Genomic DNA, 18,339 nt, shown 5'->3' with positions numbered 1-18,339 from the left:
GCGTCGGCGCCGACGACCTTCGCCGCTTTGTTCAGGAGTAGTGTTCACGTGTCCACCTAGAGTTGAGGTGGACACGAGGCTCCTACGAGTACGCCATTGTTTCAAGATGCCATGGCTGGCCGCTTACATCGCAGCAGTCGTTCAACGACTGCTTTTTGAGCGACAGCAACCAGCCTAAACCTGCCCGTTCGCGACTCGTCCACTTGCATGCACTGGCACTCCTTTTCCGCAAGAACCGGCAACCCTTAGGAAAGGGGGAGGGGCGCGGCCGCTCCCAGTTCTTAGGCCCACATCGATAGGGGCGAATTTCTCACCAACTTCTTCCTCCTGACCCAGTAGAAAAAGTTAGCAAACACTCACAAACAATATGCTTTCAACTGCTGGCTAAGCCGCATTGCGACTCAACCAACGCACGATCCGATGCTCAAAGTGGTGGGGCCAGATTCCTGAAATCCGCTCAAAAAGCAGGCACAGAAGATTGACGAAACGGCATCAGGAACAAAATTCCCATTACAAATCAAATGGTTACGCTATTTTTTCGCACCCTATAAATACAAACCTCAATGAGAAAAATACAAAACTCGAGTGGAATCGACAACAGTCAGGCGACAGGCAGGCGGCATCGCCTACAACCGGCGGGGAACTCCTGGCTTAGCACTCTGTCCTATGGAGTGCTAATATCATGGCTTAGAGGAAAGGATTCCCGGAATGAACATTCAATCTGGAACCGCTACGACGACTTTGGCGCCCGCCAACCCGTGGGCGCTGGTGCCCCCGCTGGGCAACCTGGATGCGTACATCTCCGCCGTCAATCGCCTGCCGCTGCTCACGCACGAAGAAGAGCAGACCTACGCGCGGCAGCTCAAGGACAACAACGATCTGGACGCCGCCGGTCGGCTGGTGATGTCGCACCTGCGTCTGGTGGTTTCGATTGCGCGCCAGTACCTGGGCTATGGCCTGCCCCATGGCGACCTTATCCAGGAAGGCAATGTGGGCCTGATGAAAGCCGTCAAGCGCTTTGACCCCGACCAGGGCGTGCGTCTGGTGAGCTATGCGATGCACTGGATCAAGGCCGAGATCCACGAGTACATCCTGAAAAACTGGCGCATGGTGAAGGTTGCCACCACCAAGGCGCAGCGCAAGCTGTTCTTCAACCTGCGTTCCATGAAGCAGGGGTTCAAGGCCGATGCGTCTGCCGCCGATGCGGCCACACACCGCGATACGCTGTCGGACCAAGAAATCGACACGGTTGCTGCGCAGCTCAACGTCAAGCGCGAGGAAGTCATCGAGATGGAAACCCGCATGTCGGGCGGTGATGTGCTGCTGGACCCCGCACCCTCCGACGATGGCGAACAGGCTTTTGGGCCGATTGCCTATCTGGCCGACGCCTCGCACGAACCTACGGCCATGATCGAGTCGCGCCAGCGCGATGCCCTGGCCACCGATGGCATTGCCACGGCGCTGGGCAGCCTGGACGACCGCAGCCGCCGCATCGTGGAAGAGCGCTGGCTCAAGGTCAACGATGACGGCACGGGCGGCATGACGTTGCACGAGCTGGCAGCTGTGTATGGCGTGAGCGCCGAGCGCATCCGGCAGATTGAAGTGGCTGCAATGAAGAAGATGAAGAAGGCGCTGGCGGAGTACGCCTGAGCCTGAGGGCGGCGGGGTTAATATCCCCGGCTGCAGAAGTTGCCTCACGGGGCCCCAGTTCTGGGGCCCCGTGTCGTTTTGGCCCCTGAATGTTCTTGTTGAGGAGACCCGTTCCCATGTTGTCGTCACGTCCTGTTGTTTCTCGCCGTGCGTCTACGCTGCTGATTGCGCTGGCAGCCGCCTCCCCCTGGGCTCTCGCCCAGAACGCCGCCAAGCCCGGTGCCGCAGCAGCCGCCGCGCCCCTGGCATGGCCCACCAAGCCGCTCAAGATCATCGTGGGCTTTCCGGCCGGGTCTTCGCCCGACCTCACGGCGCGCACGTTCAGCGAGCCGCTGTCCAAGGCCCTGGGCCAACCGGTGATCGTGGAAAACAAGGTGGGCGCAGGCGGCAATATTGCGGCTGATGCCGTGGCCAAAGCGCGTGATGACCACACCATCGGCCTGATGATCAACGGCAACATGACCATTGCCAAGCTGCTGAACCCGGCCGTACCCTACGACCCGCTCAAGGACCTGGCACCGCTGAGCCTCATCGGCACATCGCCCCTGATCCTGACAGCGCCCGTGAGCCAACCCGGGGTGCCCGCCAACAGCAGCGCCCGCGACTTCTTTGTGGCAGCCCGCAATGGCGGCGACAAGTGGAGCTATGGCACGCCCGGCGTGGGCACGGTGGGCCACATTGGCACCGAGCTGCTCAAGTCGCGCAGCAACATCAACCCGGTGCATGTGCCCTACCCGGGCTACCCGCAGGTGGCCACCGCCATGCTGGGCGGGCAGTTGCAGATGGCCTTGCTGCCCCCGGCCCTGGCGCAGGCCCAGGTGCGTGCGGGCAAGCTGCGCGCGATTGGCGTGACCTCTTCCGGGCGCAGCCCGCTGGCGCCCGATGTACCCAGCCTGGCCGAGGCCGGCATCAGCAACTTCAACCTGGAAATCTGGAACGCCTTTGCGGCGCCTTCGACCCTGCCCAAGCCGATCCAGGCCAAGCTGGCGGCGCTGATCAGCGAAATCGCGCGCAGCGAAGAGGTGCGCGGCAAGCTGTTCCAGCAGGGCTGGCAGACGGTGGGCTCATCGCCCGAGGGGCTGGCCAACCGCGTGAAGGCCGACACCAACTTGCTGGGCGGCGTGATCGCGATGCGCGGCATCAAGGCGGAATAAATCTGCGCGACGGAAACGCCGCACGCCTTTGCTGCTAGCAAACATCAACCCGGGTCTGGCCGATGCGCCTGCCCGGGTTTTTGTTGCGGATGCTGTCACACCAGCAGGCGGGCTGGCGGGCCGGCAGAATTCTCAGCCCGCTTCGGCGAGCAGGGTTTTGACGTCGGCGGCCAGGGCCTGGGCGCCGCTGCCGTAGCGGTTGTACACGCGCAGGCGGCCGGCGGGGTCATACACATAGCTGCCCGCCGAGTGGTCCATGGTGTAGCTGGTGGGCGTTTTGCCATCGACCTTCTTGTAGTAGATCTTGAAGTCCTTGGCGACCGCAGCCAGTTGCTCTGGCGTGCCATACAGGGCCAGAAAACTGGGATCGAAATTGGCCATGTAGGCCTTGAGCACTTCCGGCGTATCGCGTTCGGGGTCTACCGTGACGAAGATGCCCTGCAGGCGGTCGCCTTCCTTGCCCAGCATCTTCTTCACCTCGGCCAGCTCTTGCATGGAGGTAGGGCACACGTCCGGGCACTGCGTGAAGCCGAAGAACACCACCACCACCTTGCCCGCAAAGTCCTTGAGGTGTCGCGCCTGGCCGTTGTGGTCGGTCAGCGGGATGTCACGGGCATAGTCCGCACCGGTGATGTCCACGCCACGAAACTCTGCCTTTTTCTCGGAACAGGCACTAAAAATGCCCGCAGCGCTTATAGACAAAGCGCTAACAGCTATCTTTTTAAGAGCACTTCTTTTCAGCATGGTCATGGCGGTCTTCACAGCACGTAGTGGTCCACCAGGAGGGCGGCAAACAGGGCGCTCAGGTGGATGAGGGAAAAGCGGAAGGTCTTGCGCGCGAGCGCGTCCGAATAGTTGCGCCACAGGGCAAAACCGTAGCCGCAGAAGCCTGCGCTGAGCACCACCGCAGCGGCCAGGTAGATCCATGAACTCATGCCATAGACAAACGGCATCAAGCATCCGGCAAACAGGATCAGGGTGTACAGGAAGACCTGCAGCCGGGTGAATTCATTGCCGTGCGTCACCGGCAGCATGGGCAGGCCAGACTTGCGGTAGTCCTCCACCCGGTACAGGGCCAGCGCCCAGAAGTGAGGAGGCGTCCACAGAAAGATGATGAGGAACAGGATGAGCGCTTCCGGTCCGACATCGTTGGTCATGGCCGCCCAACCGAGCACGGGCGGCATGGCGCCTGACGCACCACCAATCACAATGTTCTGCGGCGTGAGGGGCTTGAGAATCACTGTGTAGATGACCGCATAGCCCACAAATGTGGCGAACGTGAGCCACATCGTGAGAGGGTTCACCCAGAAGTACAACAGTGCGGACCCCGCACCACACAACACGGCAGAAAACAGCAGCGTCTGGGCGTTGGACAGCTGGCCCTTGGCCGTGGGACGCCAGGCGGTGCGCTTCATCTTGGCGTCGATGCCCTGCTCCACGATGCAGTTGAAGGCGGCGGCAGCGCCCGCCACCAGCCACACCCCGGCACAGGCCAAGGCCATCAGCCCAAGTTGCGAGGCCGACGGAAGCCCAGGCACAGCCAGCACCATGCCAATGAGGGCACAAAACACAATGAGCTGGACCACGCGCGGCTTGGTCAGCGCATAGAACTGCGCAATGCGCGACGGCGTAGAAACAGCGGCGGGGGCAGCAACACTCATGCGGAAACTCTCGATGCACCCGAAGGCGCGGAAAACTCTTGCGGCGCGGACGCCGCGCGGCTGGACACCAAGGCCCAGGTCAACACCACCACCAGCGCCGCAGCGCCACCGGTATGCAGCACTGCTGCCAGCAGCGGCCAGTCCAGCACCACGTTGGAGAGGCCGGTGGCCAGTTGCAGCAGCGCCAGCGCGGTCAGCCAGCGGGACTGAACCCGGAGCACGCCCGCCTGGCGAAGGCGCCAGCAAACGATGCCCAGGGCCAAGAGGACCACATAAGCCATGAGCCGGTGTACATAGTGGATGGCTGTGAGCCCGGCAAAACTGATGTGGCTGCCGTCCTGCAGCATACCCAGCGCGCGCCAGACCTGAAAACCCTGGCCAAAGTCCATGGCTGGCCACCAGCTCCCCTGACAGGTAGGAAAGGTGGTGCAAGCCAGCACCGCGTAGTTGGTGCTGACCCAGCCACCCAGCACCACCTGCACCGCCACGAGCACGCCGGTGATCACCAGGCCCCAGCGCAACCCGGTGGAGACACGCACAGGCAGCTTGCCCTGGGCGCTCTGGGTGTGGCGCACTGCCTGCACACACAGCAGCGCCAGCAGCACCAGCCCGCCGATGAGGTGCAGCGTGACGATGGCCGGAAAGAGTTTCATCGTCACCGTCAGCGCCCCGAAAGCCCCCTGCAAACACACCCAGAACAGCGTGAAGGTGGGCCACCACGGGCTGATGGGGGGACGCTCGCCCCCCACGCGCACTGCCTTGCGGTGCTGAACCCACGCCGACACCGTGAGCACGATGATGAGCACGCCTACGCCCGTGGCCAGGTAACGGTGGATCATTTCAACCCAGGCCTTGCCATGGGTCACAGGGCCCGTGGGCATGGCCTCCTGGGCCGCCGCGATCTCGGTGCGCGCCCCCACGGGGCTGGCGCTGCCGTAGCACCCAGGCCAGTCGGGGCAGCCCAGGCCCGAGTCGGTCAGGCGGGTGAAGGCGCCAAAAAGCACCAGATCAAACGTCAGGAACAGGGTGAGCACCGTGAGTGCCTGCAGGCGCCGCATGGGGGAGCTGTTGCGGTTGCGCCAGCCCACCCAGGCGAGCGGCCCGAGCGCAATCAGCACGCCCAGCAGCATCAGCCGGGCGATGGGCGCCAGATCGTAGAGCGGCTGTGGGGTGTCCATCACGGCTTCCCGGGACGCCCGGCCTCATCCCATGACGAGGATGCACGCAACAGGCGTTCAAGATCCCGCTTGGCCTTGGCCGCGCCTGCCGCGTCCATGGCTGCCGGAAAACGCATCATCCAGTTGCCCATGGGGTCCACCACATACAAGTGGTCCGCGATCTGGTGCCCCTCGGCGGGCGCTAGCCACGCATTGAGTGCAGCGGCATCCATGCGCAGCACCGTCGCTTTCTGCAATGCGGGCGTGAGCTCCGGTGGCACGCTGGTAGCGTCGTTCACCAGCCAGACCCAGTCCACGCGGTCTTTCTCCTTGCCCACACTTTCGCGCAGTTGCCGCTGCAGGTACAGGTGCTTCTGGCAGGCGGCATCACAGGCCCCGCCCGCAACGCTGACCAGAAGCCATTGCCCCTTCAGCGAAGCCAGGGGAACTGCCTTGCCATCGAGTGCCGTGGCGCTCAGGTCCGGCAGGGTGCGCTGCGGGTTGATCAACTCGCCATAGTTGCGCCGGCCTTCGGGGCGGATGACGTAGTACGTGAAATACGAGGCGATGACCGGCGCCGCGCAGATGAGCAGCACGCCCAGCATCTTCAAACGCCCATGGCGCGTGCGCTGCGTCAGGGCCACGGCGCCCGCCGCTTCGGGCAGCGTGTGCACGGTGAGCCCCAGGGGATGGTCCCCCTGGGCTTCAGGCGGCAGGGTGGCTGCGCGGGCGAATGAACCGTCGGACGATTTGGAACCAGACATAGAGAAGTGCAATCAGGCCGCAGAGCCCGAACCATTGAAATGCGTAACCGTAGTGTTTGTCGACGCCTGCGCCGACCACGGGCCAGTCGCGTCGAAGCCCCTCGCCTGCTTCGCCCGTCTGCAGCACCGTGAGGTGGGCAAGCGCCAGACCGGTTTCGGTGCGAAACGCTGCCAGGTCGAGATTTTGCCGGATGCGAGAAGACCCCTGAGCACTGTCGGCGCCCTGGAACTCATACAAACGTGAAGGCGCGGGCGCCACACGGCCCTGCACCCGCACCGTCACATCCTGTGGCGTCTGCACCTGTGGCAGCCGCGTACGGTCCTGGAAATTGCGCTGCGCCCAGCCACGCTGCACCAGCACCGCCGCGCCACTTTGCCCTGCCAGCTGCAAGGGCGTCACCACAAAAAAGCCCGGGCGCCCGTGCATCTGGCGGTTGTCGAGGTACACCGTGTGCTCCGACAGCCACCGCCCCTCCAGAACCACGGCACGGTGCACCAACGAAGAGGCGTCCTTCGAGGATGGATCTGCCACCGCAGCAGCAAGCAAGGCGCGGCCGTCAATGGCAGGCATGCGCCCCCGTTCGTCCAGCGCGGCCTGAAGCGCCTCTTTTTCGGCTGCGCGCGACAGCTGCCAGCGGCCCAGCGATGCCGTGACCAGCATGCCCGCCACTGCGGCGAGTGTGATCAACCAGAAACGCAGGCCTGCGGGACGGCGGAAAGTGGTCACGGGATAATGTGCTCCATGAAATACCTCGTAGTGCTGGCGTTCATCGCCATTCTGGCCAGCCTGGCATCCGCCCTGTTCTTCATGATGCGCAATGGACGCGATGACAAGTCCAAGGGCAACCACATGGCCAAGGCGCTGGCCGTGCGGGTGGGGATCTCCATCGTGCTGTTCCTGTGTATCCTGGTCGCCTGGCAGCTGGGCTACATTCAGCCTACTGGCCTGCCGGCAACCGCCCGCTAACCCCCTCCAACCGTGGCGAGCAGCACGCCGCCAGCGATGGACCAGGGTCTGCGCTGACAGCTTGCTTGCCAACAAAAAAAGCGCCGCGAGGCGCTTTTTTTACATGGCAGGCGCGGTTTACATCCAGTAGACCAGCACGTACAGACCCAGCCACACCACGTCCACAAAGTGCCAGTACCAGGCAGCGCCCTCAAAGCCGAAGTGCTTGTCGGCGGTGAAGTGGCCCTTTTGCAATCGCAGCGTGATCACCAGCAGCATCAGCATGCCCAGGAACACGTGGAAACCGTGGAAGCCGGTCAGCATGAAGAACGTCGAACCGAACACGCCCGAGTTGAGCTTGAGGTTCAGGTCGGTGTAGAGGTGGTAGTACTCATAGCCTTGCACCAGCAGGAAGACAAAACCCAGCAGCACGGTTGCCCACATGAAACCAATCGTCTTGCCACGCTGGTTCTCGCGCAAGGCGTGGTGGGCAATGGTGAGTGTCACACCCGAGGTCAGCAGCAGAGCCGTATTGATGGTGGGCAGCCAGAAGGGACCCACCGTCTGGAAGGGCTCGACGATGCCAGCCGGCGAACCGGTCACGCCAGCAGCCAGACTGGGCCAGACCGCCTTGAAATCAGGCCACAGCAGTGCATTGTCCAGGCTTCCCAGGGCAGGTACAGAGTGCGAACGCGCCCACCACAGGGCCGTGAAGAACGCGCCGAAAAACATCACCTCCGAGAAGATGAACCAGCTCATGCTCCAACGGTACGACAGGTCGATCTTGTGGCCATACAGGCCACCTTCACTCTCACGCACCGCATCGCCGAACCATTGGTACAGCGTGAACAGCCACCACACCAGGCCCAGCGCCAGGGAATACTTGCCCCAGTCGTGGCCGTTGATCCACTGCCCTGCGCCCAGAATGACGAAGAACAGGCCTGCAGCCGCCATCACAGGGTGACGCGACTCGGCAGGCACATAGTAGTACGGGGTTCCGCCGTGGGTTGATGCACTCATTTCAGCTCCTGACTCTCAAAATCTTTGTTTTCAGTATTTGTTCGTACCAACCAACACACACTCACTCACACGATCCAGTTCACCAGCCCGATCAGGCCGATGACCAGCAGAAAGACCGCGATCAATCCCACCACGATGATGTGCAGTGGGTTGAGTTTTTCGACATCCTGCTGGTATTCGCTGCCCTTGCGCAGGCCGATCAGCGACCAGGCCACGGCGCGCACGGTGCGCAGCAACGAGCCCTTGCGCGCATGCGGCTTCACCACGGGCTGCTCCAGTGGGGTATTCATGAGCCAGCTCCTTCCAATGAGGAAATGGCCGGAAGGGATACATCCACGGCTGCTGTGGACTGCGGTGCTGCGGGTGTCTTGCCACCCACTTCAAAGAACGTGTAGGACAACGTAATGGTCGTCACGTCCTTCGAAATACGGGGGTCAATCACAAACGCCACCGGCCATTCCTTTTTCTCGCCGGGCTCCAGCGTGTACTGGTTAAAGCAGAAGCACTCCAGCTTGTTGAAGTGCGCAGCAGCCTGGCGGGGCGCGTAGCTGGGAATGGCCTGCGCAGCCATGCGGCGGTTCTGGATGTTCTGAAACTGGTACATCACCGTGGTCAGCTCACCCGGGTGGACCTGCACCGATCGCTGAGCAGGTTTGAAATCCCAGGGACCCCGCGCGTTGGCATCAAACTCCACCGTGATCGTGCGGGTCCTATCCACCTGCGTGTTGGCAGGAACCTTGACATCCTTGCCCGCCACGCCGTTACCAGGCACCTGACGCTCGGAGAGCGACAGGATGTTGATGCCCGTCATCTCGCAGATGTGCTTGTAGATGGGAATCAGCACATAGCCGAAGGCGAACATGCCAGCCGCGATCACGACCAGCTTGCCGACCATCTTGGCGTTTTCGCGGTGCAGGCTCATGGCAGGTGTGGACTCAACGGGAAAGGAAGAACACCTTGGCCATGAACCCGACGAAGAACACCACCGCAATCGACGCCAGGATCAGCGCCATCCGCAGGTTGCTCTTTTTCTGCTCGGGTGTCATGGTCGTGATCCTCAGCCGATCACACGGGTGGCCGTGGCATCCAGCTTGGGTGGATTCTCAAAAGTGTGGAAAGGCGCTGGAGAGGGAACTTCCCATTCCAGACCTTCAGCACCGTCCCAAGGCTTCGCAGCTGCCTTTTCGCCCTTGCCACGCATGGCCGGAACAATCACCGCCAGGAAGAAGTAGACCTGCATCAGACCGAAGCCCAGCGCGCCGACCGAGGCAATCGCGTTGAAGTCAGCGAATTGCATGGGGTAGTCGGCGTAGCGACGGGGCATACCGGCCAGACCCAGGAAGTGCATGGGGAAGAAGGTGATGTTGAACGTGATCAACGAGCCCCAGAAGTGGATCTGGCCGCGCGTTTCAGAGTACATCACACCCGTCCACTTGGGCAGCCAGTAGTACACGCCAGCAAACATGGAGAACAGCGAGCCAGCCACCAGCACATAGTGGAAGTGGGCCACCACGTAGTACGTGTCTTGCAGCTGGATATCGATAGGGGCCATGGCCAGAATCAGGCCGGTGAAACCACCCATGGTGAACACGAAGATGAAGCCCACCGCAAACAGCATGGGGGTCTCAAAGGTCATGGAGCCGCGCCACATGGTGGCGATCCAGTTGAAGATCTTCACGGCCGTGGGCACAGAGATCAGCATGGTGGCGTACATGAAGAACAGCTGGCCCGTCACGGGCATGCCCGTCGTGAACATGTGGTGGGCCCACACGATGAACGACAGGATGGCGATGGACGACGTGGCGTACACCATGGAGGCGTAGCCGAACAGCTTCTTGCGGGCAAACGCAGGCACGATCTGGCTGATGATGCCGAAGGCCGGCAAGATCATGATGTACACCTCGGGGTGGCCGAAGAACCAGAAGATGTGCTGGTACATCACCGGGTCACCGCCGCCAGCGGGGTTGAAGAAGCTGGTGCCGAAGTGGCGGTCCGTCAGCGTCATGGTGATGGCGCCAGCCAGCACGGGCATCACAGCGATCAGCAGGTAGGCGGTGATGAGCCAGGTCCAGGCGAACATGGGCATCTTCATCAGCGTCATGCCGGGTGCGCGCATGTTCAGGATGGTCACGATGATGTTGATCGAGCCCATGATGGACGAGGCACCCAGGATGTGCATCGCGAAGATGCCGGCATCCATGGAGGGGCCCATCTGCAGCGTCAGCGGCGCATACAGCGTCCAGCCCGCAGCAGGAGCGCCGCCGGGCATGAAGAACGATGCCACCAGCATGATGGCCGCAGGGATCATCAGCCAGAAGCTGAAGTTGTTCATGCGGGCAAAAGCCATGTCGGATGCGCCGATCTGCAGCGGGATCATCCAGTTCGCAAAGCCCACGAAGGCCGGCATGATGGCGCCGAACACCATGATCAGACCGTGCATGGTGGTGAGCTGGTTGAACAGCTCGGGGTTCACCAGCTGCAGGCCGGGCTGGAACAGCTCGGCGCGAATCAGCAGCGCCAGGACGCCGCCCACCATAAGCATGGCGAAGGCAAACAGCAGGTACAGGGTACCGATGTCCTTGTGGTTGGTGGCATACACCCAGCGGCGCCAGCCGGTGGGACCATGGTGCCCATGGTCGTCGTGTGCGTGGTCGCCCGCATGCCCGTGGTTGTCGAGAACTGCACTCATCTTGGATTCCTCAATACGTTAGGGCGCTGATTACTTGCCGCGCTGGGCCACGATTTCAGCAGGCTGCACCAGCTGGCCGGTCTTGTTGGACCACGAATTCTTGGTGTAGGTGGCAACGGCTGCGATATCGGTATCGCTCAGTTGCGCCCATGCAGGCATGGCACCATTGGCTGCGCCCTTGAGCAGAACCTGGATCTGCTTGACATGGTCCGCGTCCAGCACGATGGCCGAACCGTCCAATGGCTTGATGGGGCCAGCGCCCTTGCCGTTGGCCTGGTGGCAGGCCGCACAGTTGGCTGCATACACTTTCTCGCCACGCTTCATGATGTCGTCCAGCGCCCAGACCTTGGTGGGGTCGTCCAGCTTGGCAGCAGCCTTCTTCTTCTGATCAGCCACCCAGGCGGTGTAGTCCTCAGCAGACACGACCTTCACATGGATGGGCATGTAAGCGTGCTCCTTGCCGCACAGCTCGGCGCACTGGCCGTAGTAGTCGCCAATCTTCTCGGCGCGGAACCAGGTGTCGCGCACAAAACCGGGGATCGCATCCTGCTTGATGCCGAAGGCGGGCACCATGAAGGCGTGGATCACGTCGTTAGCCGTCGTAATGATGCGGATCTTCTTGCCCACCGGCACCACCATCGGGTTGTCCACCTTGAGCAGGTAGTCAGTCGGCGCATCCTTGACATTGCCGCTGTCGGACATCACGCGGTGGCTGCTGTCCAGCGTGGAGATGAAGGCCAGGCCCTCGCCTTCGCCGGTGATGTAGTCATAACCCCACTTCCACTGGTAGCCCGTGGTCTTGATGGTGAGGTCGGCGTTGGTGGTGTCCTTCTGGGCCACCAGCACCTTGGTGGCAGGCAGGGCCATCAGGATCACGATGATGAACGGAACAATGGTCCAGACCACTTCCACCGTCACGGATTCATGGAAATTGGCCGACTTGGCGCCCTTGGAACGGCGGTGTTTCCAAATCGAGTAGAACATCACGGAGAACACTGCAACAAAGATCACCGTGCAGATGATCAGCATCATCCAGTGCAGAAAATGTTGCTCTTCTGCGATCTTGGTGACCGGGGGATGCAGGTTCAGCTGGTTGACTGCAGGGCCGCCAGGCAGGTCCTGAACGGCATGGGCTGCGGAGCCCACCCATGCACCGGCAATCAGCAGCAGAGAAGCCAGCTTGTTGGAAATGCTCTTCATAGTTCTCACTTACTTCTAAGCCTCAATTTAACCAATCCCTTTCGCGCGCCTGCGTGGGGTCAGGCTGCGCGCAAGGCCATGCGGATCTCCGATGCCAGAGCCGGTCGAAGTTCGGGGCGCATGAAGCGCCCCACTGCGACCGTACGGCCCTGCGCAGACAGCATGATCAGCGAACGGTCTCCAGACTTGGGCTCTACGCGAACCCAACTCCGGTCAAACTCGGCGCGCTCCAGCTTGCCTGCTGTCTCCAGTTCCACCACAAGGCGCGAACCTTGCAGCGAAATCCTCTCGCCATCCGCCGCATGGCGACCGTACATGGCGAATGCAATTCCTACAGCCACCATCTCCAGCCACGCAAAGGGCATGACCAGGCGGGCACCGAGTATCCAGAAGCACGTTGCGATACCCAGGGACACCACACACAAGGACAGATACATCCAGCCCAACTGCACCGGCGTGACCGAACAGTTGCGAACGAGACGCCAGTCAATGCGTTGACCCGACACCGTGGCAAAACGAAAAACCAAGCCCGTCACCAGAAGTGCTCACAAGACTGCCTGCTGGGTGCCTGTCATGCCCAAGGCAAGACAGGCGCAGCCCGCAAAGTTGCGCGGGAAGATGCCCGAAATCTCAATAACCCGGAATTGTAGCGTACCTTGTTCCATATCATTGACACGCCGTTACAGGCTAGTTCTCTTTGCCGCCCTGGCGCAACAGGGTGCGCATGTCCTGCAGCGACACAGCGCTGCTGGAACTGACGCGCACCCGAGGCGCGGGCTTGAACGCATGGCCATAAATGATTTCGAAAGTCAGTGCCAACTGACCACCTTGTTGCGGATCTGCCAACCGGTCGGACAGCACTTGGTAGAGCTTCTCGCGCCAGCGCCGACCGCGCAATGAGGGAAAGCGATCAGGGTGCAGATTGCAACCCAGCTCGCGCAGCTCTTGAACCAGCCGCTCGGGCGTGGCAAACGTGAGCGTGATGCGCTCCATGTCCATCACCGGTTCGGCGAAACCGGCATGCACCAGCATGTCACCCCAATCGTGCATATCAGTGAAGGCATGCCCGGCCGGGGGCCAGCCCAGCTCGGCATACACCGCATGCAGTTCTCGCAGGGTATCGGGCCCCAGGCACGAGAACATCAGGTAGCCATCCACCGCAAGGGCACGGTGCCATTGCGCGATCAGCGCCTGCGGGTCGGCTGCCGTGTGCAGCGCCATGTTGGCCCACAGCATCTGCACACTCGCATCTGCTGGCATACCCAGCTGGGGGTTGCCTGCGCTCCAGCGCGCAGGGCTCCACCACGGCTTGGCCAGCGCCTGCCGGGCAGAGTCCTCGCAATGGGCTGCCGTTTCGTAGATCTGGCAACGCGCTTTGGGATAGCGTGCGCTCACCAGCGCATGCGCCTGCAGGCCGCCACGCACCGCGTCCCAATGGCACCAGGATTCAGGGGCCTGGCGAATCCATTGCAAGCGGTCCTCCATGCGGCGGGCGACTTCTTCATGAAGCCAGGGAGATACTGCGGGGGCTGCTGCATGCCAGCGGGCCGCAGCAACGGGATCAATGGTGGGGGGGCGCTCGGAGGACGTCATGGGCCGCGCGAGTATATTGATTCATGCTTTTTACGGGCCTGACAGGGATTTCGCGCCGTCTCCATACCTGGGCCAACCAAGTGCCCAGCCAGTGCGCGTTCTGCCACACCTGGCCCTCGCAGCGTATCTGCAACGCCTGCGTGGCGCGGTTTGCACAGCCCGCCACGCGCTGCCAGCGCTGCGCCCTGCGGGTGCCTGCAGGGGTAGAGGTCTGCGGCGCCTGCATCCAGACCCCGCCCAGCTTTGATGCCTGCATTGCCGCAGTGGACTACGCCTACCCCTGGGCCGATGCGCTGGCGCAGTTCAAGTTTCGCGGTGATCCGGGCTGGGCCAAGGCGCTGGCCACACTGATGCGCAGCACGCCGTGGATGGAACCGGCGCTGGAAGCGGCCGACCGCGTGCTTCCAGTGCCGCTGTCCACCGAACGCCTGCGCGTGCGGGGCTTCAACCAGTCGGCCCTGCTGGCAAGGCACCTGGTAGGCCCCAAAACCGACCTCCACGCCCTGCTGCGCCTGCACGCCACCGAGGCGCAAAGCAGCCTGCCCCGCGCCCAGCGCCTGCGCAACCTGCGCGGCGCCTTCGCCGTTGAACCCAGCCGCGCGACAGCCCTGCGCGGCCAGCGGGTGGTGCTGATCGATGACGTGATGACCACCGGTGCCACGCTGCAGGCGGCCACCCTGGCGCTGCGCGAGGCAGGCGTGACGCATGTCACCGCCGCCGTCCTGGCGCGCACGGGGCTCGACTGAGCCCCGCAACCTCGAAGTACCAGCGGGATACTTTTGATTACGAGCGGTTGCTCAACTCACACGTCCAGCGATGACAATTGGCGGCATGTTCCATATCGTCCTCGTCGAACCCGAGATACCGCCCAACACGGGGAATGTGATTCGCCTGGCGGCCAACACGGGGTGCACTCTGCACCTTATCGAGCCGCTCGGGTTCTCGATGGAAGACCGCCAGATGCGCCGTGCGGGGCTGGACTATCACGAATACGCCCAGGTGCAAGTGCATGCAGGCTGGACCGCCTTCCTGCGGGATACCCAACCAGACCCGACCCGCATGTTCGCGATGACCACGCACGGCTCGCAGCCCGTGCATTCCACCTGCTTCCTGCCGGGCGACTGGATGGTGTTTGGCGCTGAAACGCGGGGGCTTCCGCCCGAACTGCGCGAGAGTTTTCCGCCCGCACAACGCCTGCGCCTGCCCATGGTGGCGGGCCAGCGCAGCCTGAATTTGTCCAACGCCGTGGCTGTGACGGTGTTCGAAGCCTGGCGCCAGAACAGTTTTGCGATGCCCGACGGCGAAATCGCCGTGGAGCCAGAGGGCACCATCATCAGCGGATTTGCGCAGCTGGGTTGATGCCTGGCTGATTGTTGGTGGGCGCGCCACCTTGGCCGATGGGCTTGGGTTACTTGGCCTGCTGCCCGCGTTGGTCCGCCACGGCCAGGGGCACCTGCTCGCTGAGAAAGTCCAGAAACACCTTGGTGCGCGCGGGCAGCATGCGGCCGGACGGCAGCGCGGCATAGATGGTGTAGCGCGAAAAAATCCACGCCGGCAGGATGTGCACCAGTTCGCCACGGGCCAGGTGTTCCTCGGCCAGAAGGCGCGATGTGACGGCCACCCCCGCGCCGTCTACCGCCGCGCGCAGAAGCAGCTCGGTGCTGACCGACTGCAGCACTGCCGGCACATCGACCTCTTGCGCGGGCATGCTGCCGTTGAGCGATTGCAGGCGCAGCTTGCGCGCTGGCCCCAACTGCGCTCGCGCGGCCATGCCGGAGTCGCGCAGATAGTCGTGTTGCAGCAGGTCTTGCGGCTCGCGCGGAATGCCCTTGCGCTCCAGGTAGTCGGGTGATGCAACAACAATCGCCTCCCCCTTCAACAGGGGGCGTGCCACGATGTTGGCATCAAAATCCTCGCCCGCCACCATGATGGTCACATCATATTCATCCACCCTCGCCGAAGCATAGGCGTCCAGGTCGATGTCAAGCAACAGCTTGGGGAATTCCGCATGCCACAGCGCCACCATGGGCGCCAGAAAGTTGGTCGCCAGCACCGGCGCCGCAACGATGCGGATGGTGCCGCGCAGATCGCGCGTGTTGGCCGCCGCTGCCGCTTCGGCGTCGTCGATCTCGTGCAGGATGGTGCGTACGCGCTGCAGATAGGCATCACCCGCGTCAGTGAGCGCCAGCTTGCGGGTAGTGCGCTGCAGCAGCCGCGTGCCCAGATGCTGCTCCAGCTCGGCCACCATGCGGGTGACCACAGGGGGTGACATATCCATGGCGCGGGCGGCGGCGGCAAAGCCGCCCTCTTCCACCACACGCTCGAAAATTTTCATGGCTTGCAGTCGGTCCATGGTTCAGACCTCCTGCCCGGTGGCGACCAGGCTCAGGCCGGGGCGCCGAAATTGCGCGCCAAAGACTCGGCCACGCACACCGGCTTGTCGCTGCCCTCGCGCTCCACGGTCACCAGCCAGGTCATCTGTATGCCATCGGGCGCCACGGGCTCGGCAGCCTGCAGCGTAAGGCGCGCTCGCAAGCGACTGCCCACAGGCACGGGCGCCGTGAAGCGCACCTTGTTGAGCCCGTAGTTCACGCCCATGCGCGCACCCTCGATGGTCAGGCCCGTCTCGAAAAACTGCGGGATCAGCGACAGCGTGAGAAACCCATGCGCAATGGGCGCGCCAAACGGCCCGGCCTTGGCACGCTCGGGGTCCACATGGATCCACTGGTGGTCGCCCGTGGCCTGGGCAAACAGGTTGACCTGTTCCTGCGTGATGGTGATCCAGTCGGTCACGGCGACCTCCTGGCCCACGCAGGCGCTGACTTCGGAATAAGAGCGGAAGATTTTCATCGTCGCAATGTAGCCCCGCGCCTTGGCGCGCCTTGTCTGCCGGGTGACAGGTGTTTTCCCGAGGGGCTGGTTGTACGTTCTGCTTCACGCTGACCTTCAAGAATTGAGCCATGCACAGATGCCCTGCCACTGCTCCAGGTCGCGCGCCACGCGGCCGGGCGCCACGTCAAACAGCGTGAGGCCATGCGCCGCTAGGTGGATGTAGTTCTGCGTATCGCGCAGGTAGCCCAGCACCGGGAAGCCCAGGCTGTCCACAAAATGGTGCAGCTGCTCGGCGGCCTTGGTGCGGGCGTCCACGCGCATGCCCACAATGCCGATCTGCACCCCTTCAGCGCGGCGGTGCTCGGCCAGCTGGTCCAGAAAACTGCGCGTGGCAAAGATGTCGAACACACTGGGCTGCAGCGGCACGATGATCTTGTCGGCCAGCTTGAGCACATCGTTCAGCCGCCAGCCGTGCAGCCCGGCAGGGGTGTCGAGCACCGCGTGCGTGGTGCCCTTGGGCGGGCGGCTGATCACGTCCGAGTTGATGCCATCCCAGGCGCCAATGGGGCGCGCGGCAGGCGGGCGCAGACCCAGCCAGAGCTTGGCGGATTCCTGCCGGTCGGTGTCGCCCAGAATCACGGGATGCCCCTGGCTGGCGTAGTAGCCCGCGATGTTGGTGGACAGTGTGGACTTGCCCACACCACCCTTCGGGTTGGCGACAACAACTACTGGCATGACAACCTCCTTGGAATCTGCGTATCCATGAAAAACCAAGCCAAATCAGCCTCTAGCGCTTTATAGGCAAGCGCAAGCAGCTATTAAAATCGAAGCACAACCATCCTATCAAGCGTGCTGCCCGCCGCGCTTGACGAAGAACAGCCCGGCGCCCACCGCCATCAGCAAGCCGCCAAACACACGGTTTTGCGCCCGCACCGCACGCGCGCTGCGCATCAGGCGGCGCAGCGCGCTGGCACCCGCAGCGTAGCCGTGCATCACCACCACGTCCACCGTCACCGTGGTGGCTGCCATCACCACCAGCTGCGTCCACAGTGGGCGCGTGTCGGTCATGAACTGGGGCAACACCGCCACCATGAAGATGATGCCCTTGGGGTTGGTGGCGTTGGTCAAAAAACCCGTGAGGCAGCGTTTTTGCCAGGTGCCCGCCGACTCGGCTTCATCGCCCTGCACCGGCGATTTGTCCCCGGCACGCCACTGCGCAAAGCCCACATAGATCAGATAGCAGGCGCCCAGCACTTTCACCACGCTGAAAGCCACCTCGGACGCCAGCAGCAGCGAACCCACGCCCGCCCCGGCAATCAGCAAAATCAGCAACAGGCCCAGCTGCAGGCCCAGGATGGTGGCGCCCGTCTTGCGCACGCCGTACGACAGCCCATGGCTCATCGACAACACGGCCCCCGAACCCGGCGATACCGCAATCAGGCACGATGCCGCAAAAAAAGCCAGCCAAGTCTGAAAGTCCATGAATCAACAAAGCCCGTGTGCGAAGAAGGGCGAGCATCTTAACAACGCCCCCGTGTCGCTGCCATGATCTGGATAAAAATGCCTGCTAGCGCTTGACCATAAAGCGCTACCAGCTATCAAAATAGAAGCATTTCAATGGCATGCCACGCGCACCCCCGCATCGCTACGGCAATGCCAGAATCCTGACACGC

22 protein-coding genes are annotated in these 18,339 nt (G+C 62.7%); 5 read left to right on the top strand and 17 right to left on the bottom strand.

The features are described 5' to 3' along the window. Nucleotides 1-708 precede the first annotated feature (708 nt). The gene (gene rpoH / locus NFX52_RS23985) at nt 709-1,650 is read left to right on the top strand and encodes an RNA polymerase sigma factor RpoH (protein ID WP_055398595.1); all 942 of its coding nucleotides are present in this window, start codon (nt 709-711) and stop codon (nt 1,648-1,650) included. 116 nt (nt 1,651-1,766) lie between these two features. Next, nucleotides 1,767-2,804: a Bug family tripartite tricarboxylate transporter substrate binding protein gene (locus NFX52_RS23980; RefSeq protein ID WP_055398594.1), complete on the top strand. Its 1,038-nt coding sequence runs from the start codon at nt 1,767-1,769 to the stop codon at nt 2,802-2,804. A 132-nt stretch (nt 2,805-2,936) separates the two neighbouring features. Here NFX52_RS23980 and NFX52_RS23975 read toward each other — a convergent pair whose 3' ends face one another. The 5 genes from NFX52_RS23975 to NFX52_RS23955 are packed head-to-tail and all read right to left on the bottom strand — an operon-like array spanning nt 2,937 to nt 7,113. Beyond that, nucleotides 2,937-3,554: an SCO family protein gene (locus NFX52_RS23975; protein WP_055398599.1), complete on the bottom strand. Its 618-nt coding sequence runs from the start codon at nt 3,552-3,554 to the stop codon at nt 2,937-2,939. An 8-nt stretch (nt 3,555-3,562) separates the two neighbouring features. Continuing rightward, nucleotides 3,563-4,465 (bottom strand): heme o synthase, encoded by a 903-nt coding sequence (gene cyoE, locus NFX52_RS23970; protein WP_055398593.1) that lies wholly within the window; start codon nt 4,463-4,465, stop codon nt 3,563-3,565. Continuing rightward, nucleotides 4,462-5,643 (bottom strand): COX15/CtaA family protein, encoded by a 1,182-nt coding sequence (locus tag NFX52_RS23965; RefSeq protein ID WP_055398592.1) that lies wholly within the window; start codon nt 5,641-5,643, stop codon nt 4,462-4,464. Before NFX52_RS23965 ends, cyoE begins: the two co-directional genes overlap by 4 nt. Further along, nucleotides 5,643-6,386, bottom strand: a complete 744-nt coding sequence (locus tag NFX52_RS23960; RefSeq protein WP_055398591.1) for a redox-active disulfide-containing membrane protein — start codon at nt 6,384-6,386, stop codon at nt 5,643-5,645. The genes NFX52_RS23965 and NFX52_RS23960 overlap by 1 nt, the downstream gene beginning before the upstream one ends. Further along, a complete protein-coding gene (locus NFX52_RS23955) occupies nt 6,328-7,113 on the bottom strand; it encodes an SURF1 family protein (RefSeq protein WP_055398590.1) in 786 nt (261 codons plus the stop codon). Before NFX52_RS23955 ends, NFX52_RS23960 begins: the two co-directional genes overlap by 59 nt. A 15-nt stretch (nt 7,114-7,128) precedes the next feature. Here NFX52_RS23955 and NFX52_RS23950 point away from each other — a divergent pair, with 15 nt between their 5' ends. Next, complete coding sequence (locus NFX52_RS23950) at nt 7,129-7,353, top strand: twin transmembrane helix small protein (protein ID WP_055398589.1); 225 nt, start codon at nt 7,129-7,131, stop codon at nt 7,351-7,353. 117 nt (nt 7,354-7,470) lie between these two features. Here NFX52_RS23950 and NFX52_RS23945 read toward each other — a convergent pair whose 3' ends face one another. The 8 genes from NFX52_RS23945 to NFX52_RS23910 all read right to left on the bottom strand — a co-directional run bounded on the left by NFX52_RS23945 (nt 7,471) and on the right by NFX52_RS23910 (nt 13,834). After that, entirely contained in the window at nt 7,471-8,352 is an 882-nt protein-coding gene (locus tag NFX52_RS23945) for a cytochrome c oxidase subunit 3 (RefSeq protein WP_055398588.1), read from the bottom strand. A gap of 65 nt (nt 8,353-8,417) precedes the next feature. Further along, nucleotides 8,418-8,642, bottom strand: coding sequence for a DUF2970 domain-containing protein (locus tag NFX52_RS23940; protein ID WP_055398587.1), 225 nt, complete (start codon nt 8,640-8,642; stop codon nt 8,418-8,420). Beyond that, complete coding sequence (locus NFX52_RS23935) at nt 8,639-9,274, bottom strand: cytochrome c oxidase assembly protein (RefSeq protein WP_055398586.1); 636 nt, start codon at nt 9,272-9,274, stop codon at nt 8,639-8,641. The genes NFX52_RS23940 and NFX52_RS23935 overlap by 4 nt, the downstream gene beginning before the upstream one ends. A gap of 13 nt (nt 9,275-9,287) precedes the next feature. Beyond that, the gene (locus NFX52_RS23930; RefSeq protein ID WP_212742253.1) at nt 9,288-9,398 is read right to left on the bottom strand and encodes a cytochrome oxidase small assembly protein; all 111 of its coding nucleotides are present in this window, start codon (nt 9,396-9,398) and stop codon (nt 9,288-9,290) included. Between the two features lie 11 nt (nt 9,399-9,409). After that, a complete protein-coding gene (gene ctaD / locus NFX52_RS23925) occupies nt 9,410-11,041 on the bottom strand; it encodes a cytochrome c oxidase subunit I (protein WP_055398585.1) in 1,632 nt (543 codons plus the stop codon). 30 nt (nt 11,042-11,071) lie between these two features. Then, nucleotides 11,072-12,241 (bottom strand): cytochrome c oxidase subunit II, encoded by a 1,170-nt coding sequence (gene coxB, locus NFX52_RS23920; RefSeq protein WP_055398584.1) that lies wholly within the window; start codon nt 12,239-12,241, stop codon nt 11,072-11,074. A 59-nt stretch (nt 12,242-12,300) separates the two neighbouring features. Then, nucleotides 12,301-12,777, bottom strand: a complete 477-nt coding sequence (locus NFX52_RS23915) for a DUF2244 domain-containing protein (RefSeq protein WP_055398583.1) — start codon at nt 12,775-12,777, stop codon at nt 12,301-12,303. 151 nt (nt 12,778-12,928) lie between these two features. Beyond that, complete coding sequence (locus NFX52_RS23910; protein ID WP_055398582.1) at nt 12,929-13,834, bottom strand: class I SAM-dependent methyltransferase; 906 nt, start codon at nt 13,832-13,834, stop codon at nt 12,929-12,931. 23 nt (nt 13,835-13,857) lie between these two features. On the opposite strand from NFX52_RS23910, the gene NFX52_RS23905 reads away from it, so the two are divergent. Both NFX52_RS23905 and NFX52_RS23900 read left to right on the top strand, forming a co-directional pair. Next, nucleotides 13,858-14,580 carry a ComF family protein gene (locus NFX52_RS23905; RefSeq protein ID WP_055398581.1) on the top strand — a complete coding sequence of 241 codons (723 nt, stop codon included), beginning with the start codon at nt 13,858-13,860 and terminating at the stop codon, nt 14,578-14,580. 85 nt (nt 14,581-14,665) lie between these two features. Then, nucleotides 14,666-15,193: a tRNA (cytidine(34)-2'-O)-methyltransferase gene (locus NFX52_RS23900; RefSeq protein WP_055398580.1), complete on the top strand. Its 528-nt coding sequence runs from the start codon at nt 14,666-14,668 to the stop codon at nt 15,191-15,193. A 49-nt stretch (nt 15,194-15,242) separates the two neighbouring features. Here NFX52_RS23900 and NFX52_RS23895 read toward each other — a convergent pair whose 3' ends face one another. From NFX52_RS23895 to NFX52_RS23880, 4 genes are all read right to left on the bottom strand, one after another. Continuing rightward, a complete protein-coding gene (locus NFX52_RS23895; protein WP_055398579.1) occupies nt 15,243-16,187 on the bottom strand; it encodes a LysR family transcriptional regulator in 945 nt (314 codons plus the stop codon). A 32-nt stretch (nt 16,188-16,219) separates the two neighbouring features. Further along, nucleotides 16,220-16,684 (bottom strand): MaoC family dehydratase, encoded by a 465-nt coding sequence (locus tag NFX52_RS23890; protein ID WP_055398578.1) that lies wholly within the window; start codon nt 16,682-16,684, stop codon nt 16,220-16,222. A 96-nt stretch (nt 16,685-16,780) separates the two neighbouring features. Continuing rightward, on the bottom strand, nt 16,781-17,401 hold the full coding sequence (locus NFX52_RS23885; RefSeq protein ID WP_055398577.1) for a nucleotide-binding protein: 621 nt from the start codon (nt 17,399-17,401) through the stop codon (nt 16,781-16,783). A 108-nt stretch (nt 17,402-17,509) separates the two neighbouring features. After that, nucleotides 17,510-18,148: a LysE family translocator gene (locus tag NFX52_RS23880; protein WP_055398576.1), complete on the bottom strand. Its 639-nt coding sequence runs from the start codon at nt 18,146-18,148 to the stop codon at nt 17,510-17,512. Between the last annotated feature and the right edge of the window lie 191 nt (nt 18,149-18,339).

This window comes from Acidovorax facilis, assembly GCF_023913775.1.
GTDB classification, from domain to species: domain Bacteria; phylum Pseudomonadota; class Gammaproteobacteria; order Burkholderiales; family Burkholderiaceae_C; genus Acidovorax; species Acidovorax facilis.
This window is presented reverse-complemented; position numbering and strand designations above follow the sequence as displayed.

Coding starts and splice junctions, on each gene's coding strand:
- rpoH (WP_055398595.1), top strand. CDS start 709: ATGAACATTCAATCTGGAACCGCTACGACGACTTTGGCGCCCGCCAAC.
- NFX52_RS23980 (WP_055398594.1), top strand. CDS start 1,767: ATGTTGTCGTCACGTCCTGTTGTTTCTCGCCGTGCGTCTACGCTGCTG.
- NFX52_RS23975 (WP_055398599.1), bottom strand. CDS start 3,554: ATGACCATGCTGAAAAGAAGTGCTCTTAAAAAGATAGCTGTTAGCGCT.
- cyoE (WP_055398593.1), bottom strand. CDS start 4,465: ATGAGTGTTGCTGCCCCCGCCGCTGTTTCTACGCCGTCGCGCATTGCG.
- NFX52_RS23965 (WP_055398592.1), bottom strand. CDS start 5,643: ATGGACACCCCACAGCCGCTCTACGATCTGGCGCCCATCGCCCGGCTG.
- NFX52_RS23960 (WP_055398591.1), bottom strand. CDS start 6,386: ATGTCTGGTTCCAAATCGTCCGACGGTTCATTCGCCCGCGCAGCCACC.
- NFX52_RS23950 (WP_055398589.1), top strand. CDS start 7,129: ATGAAATACCTCGTAGTGCTGGCGTTCATCGCCATTCTGGCCAGCCTG.
- NFX52_RS23945 (WP_055398588.1), bottom strand. CDS start 8,352: ATGAGTGCATCAACCCACGGCGGAACCCCGTACTACTATGTGCCTGCC.
- NFX52_RS23940 (WP_055398587.1), bottom strand. CDS start 8,642: ATGAATACCCCACTGGAGCAGCCCGTGGTGAAGCCGCATGCGCGCAAG.
- NFX52_RS23935 (WP_055398586.1), bottom strand. CDS start 9,274: ATGAGCCTGCACCGCGAAAACGCCAAGATGGTCGGCAAGCTGGTCGTG.
- NFX52_RS23930 (WP_212742253.1), bottom strand. CDS start 9,398: ATGACACCCGAGCAGAAAAAGAGCAACCTGCGGATGGCGCTGATCCTG.
- ctaD (WP_055398585.1), bottom strand. CDS start 11,041: ATGAGTGCAGTTCTCGACAACCACGGGCATGCGGGCGACCACGCACAC.
- coxB (WP_055398584.1), bottom strand. CDS start 12,241: ATGAAGAGCATTTCCAACAAGCTGGCTTCTCTGCTGCTGATTGCCGGT.
- NFX52_RS23910 (WP_055398582.1), bottom strand. CDS start 13,834: ATGACGTCCTCCGAGCGCCCCCCCACCATTGATCCCGTTGCTGCGGCC.
- NFX52_RS23905 (WP_055398581.1), top strand. CDS start 13,858: ATGCTTTTTACGGGCCTGACAGGGATTTCGCGCCGTCTCCATACCTGG.
- NFX52_RS23900 (WP_055398580.1), top strand. CDS start 14,666: ATGTTCCATATCGTCCTCGTCGAACCCGAGATACCGCCCAACACGGGG.
- NFX52_RS23895 (WP_055398579.1), bottom strand. CDS start 16,187: ATGGACCGACTGCAAGCCATGAAAATTTTCGAGCGTGTGGTGGAAGAG.
- NFX52_RS23890 (WP_055398578.1), bottom strand. CDS start 16,684: ATGAAAATCTTCCGCTCTTATTCCGAAGTCAGCGCCTGCGTGGGCCAG.
- NFX52_RS23885 (WP_055398577.1), bottom strand. CDS start 17,401: ATGCCAGTAGTTGTTGTCGCCAACCCGAAGGGTGGTGTGGGCAAGTCC.
- NFX52_RS23880 (WP_055398576.1), bottom strand. CDS start 18,148: ATGGACTTTCAGACTTGGCTGGCTTTTTTTGCGGCATCGTGCCTGATT.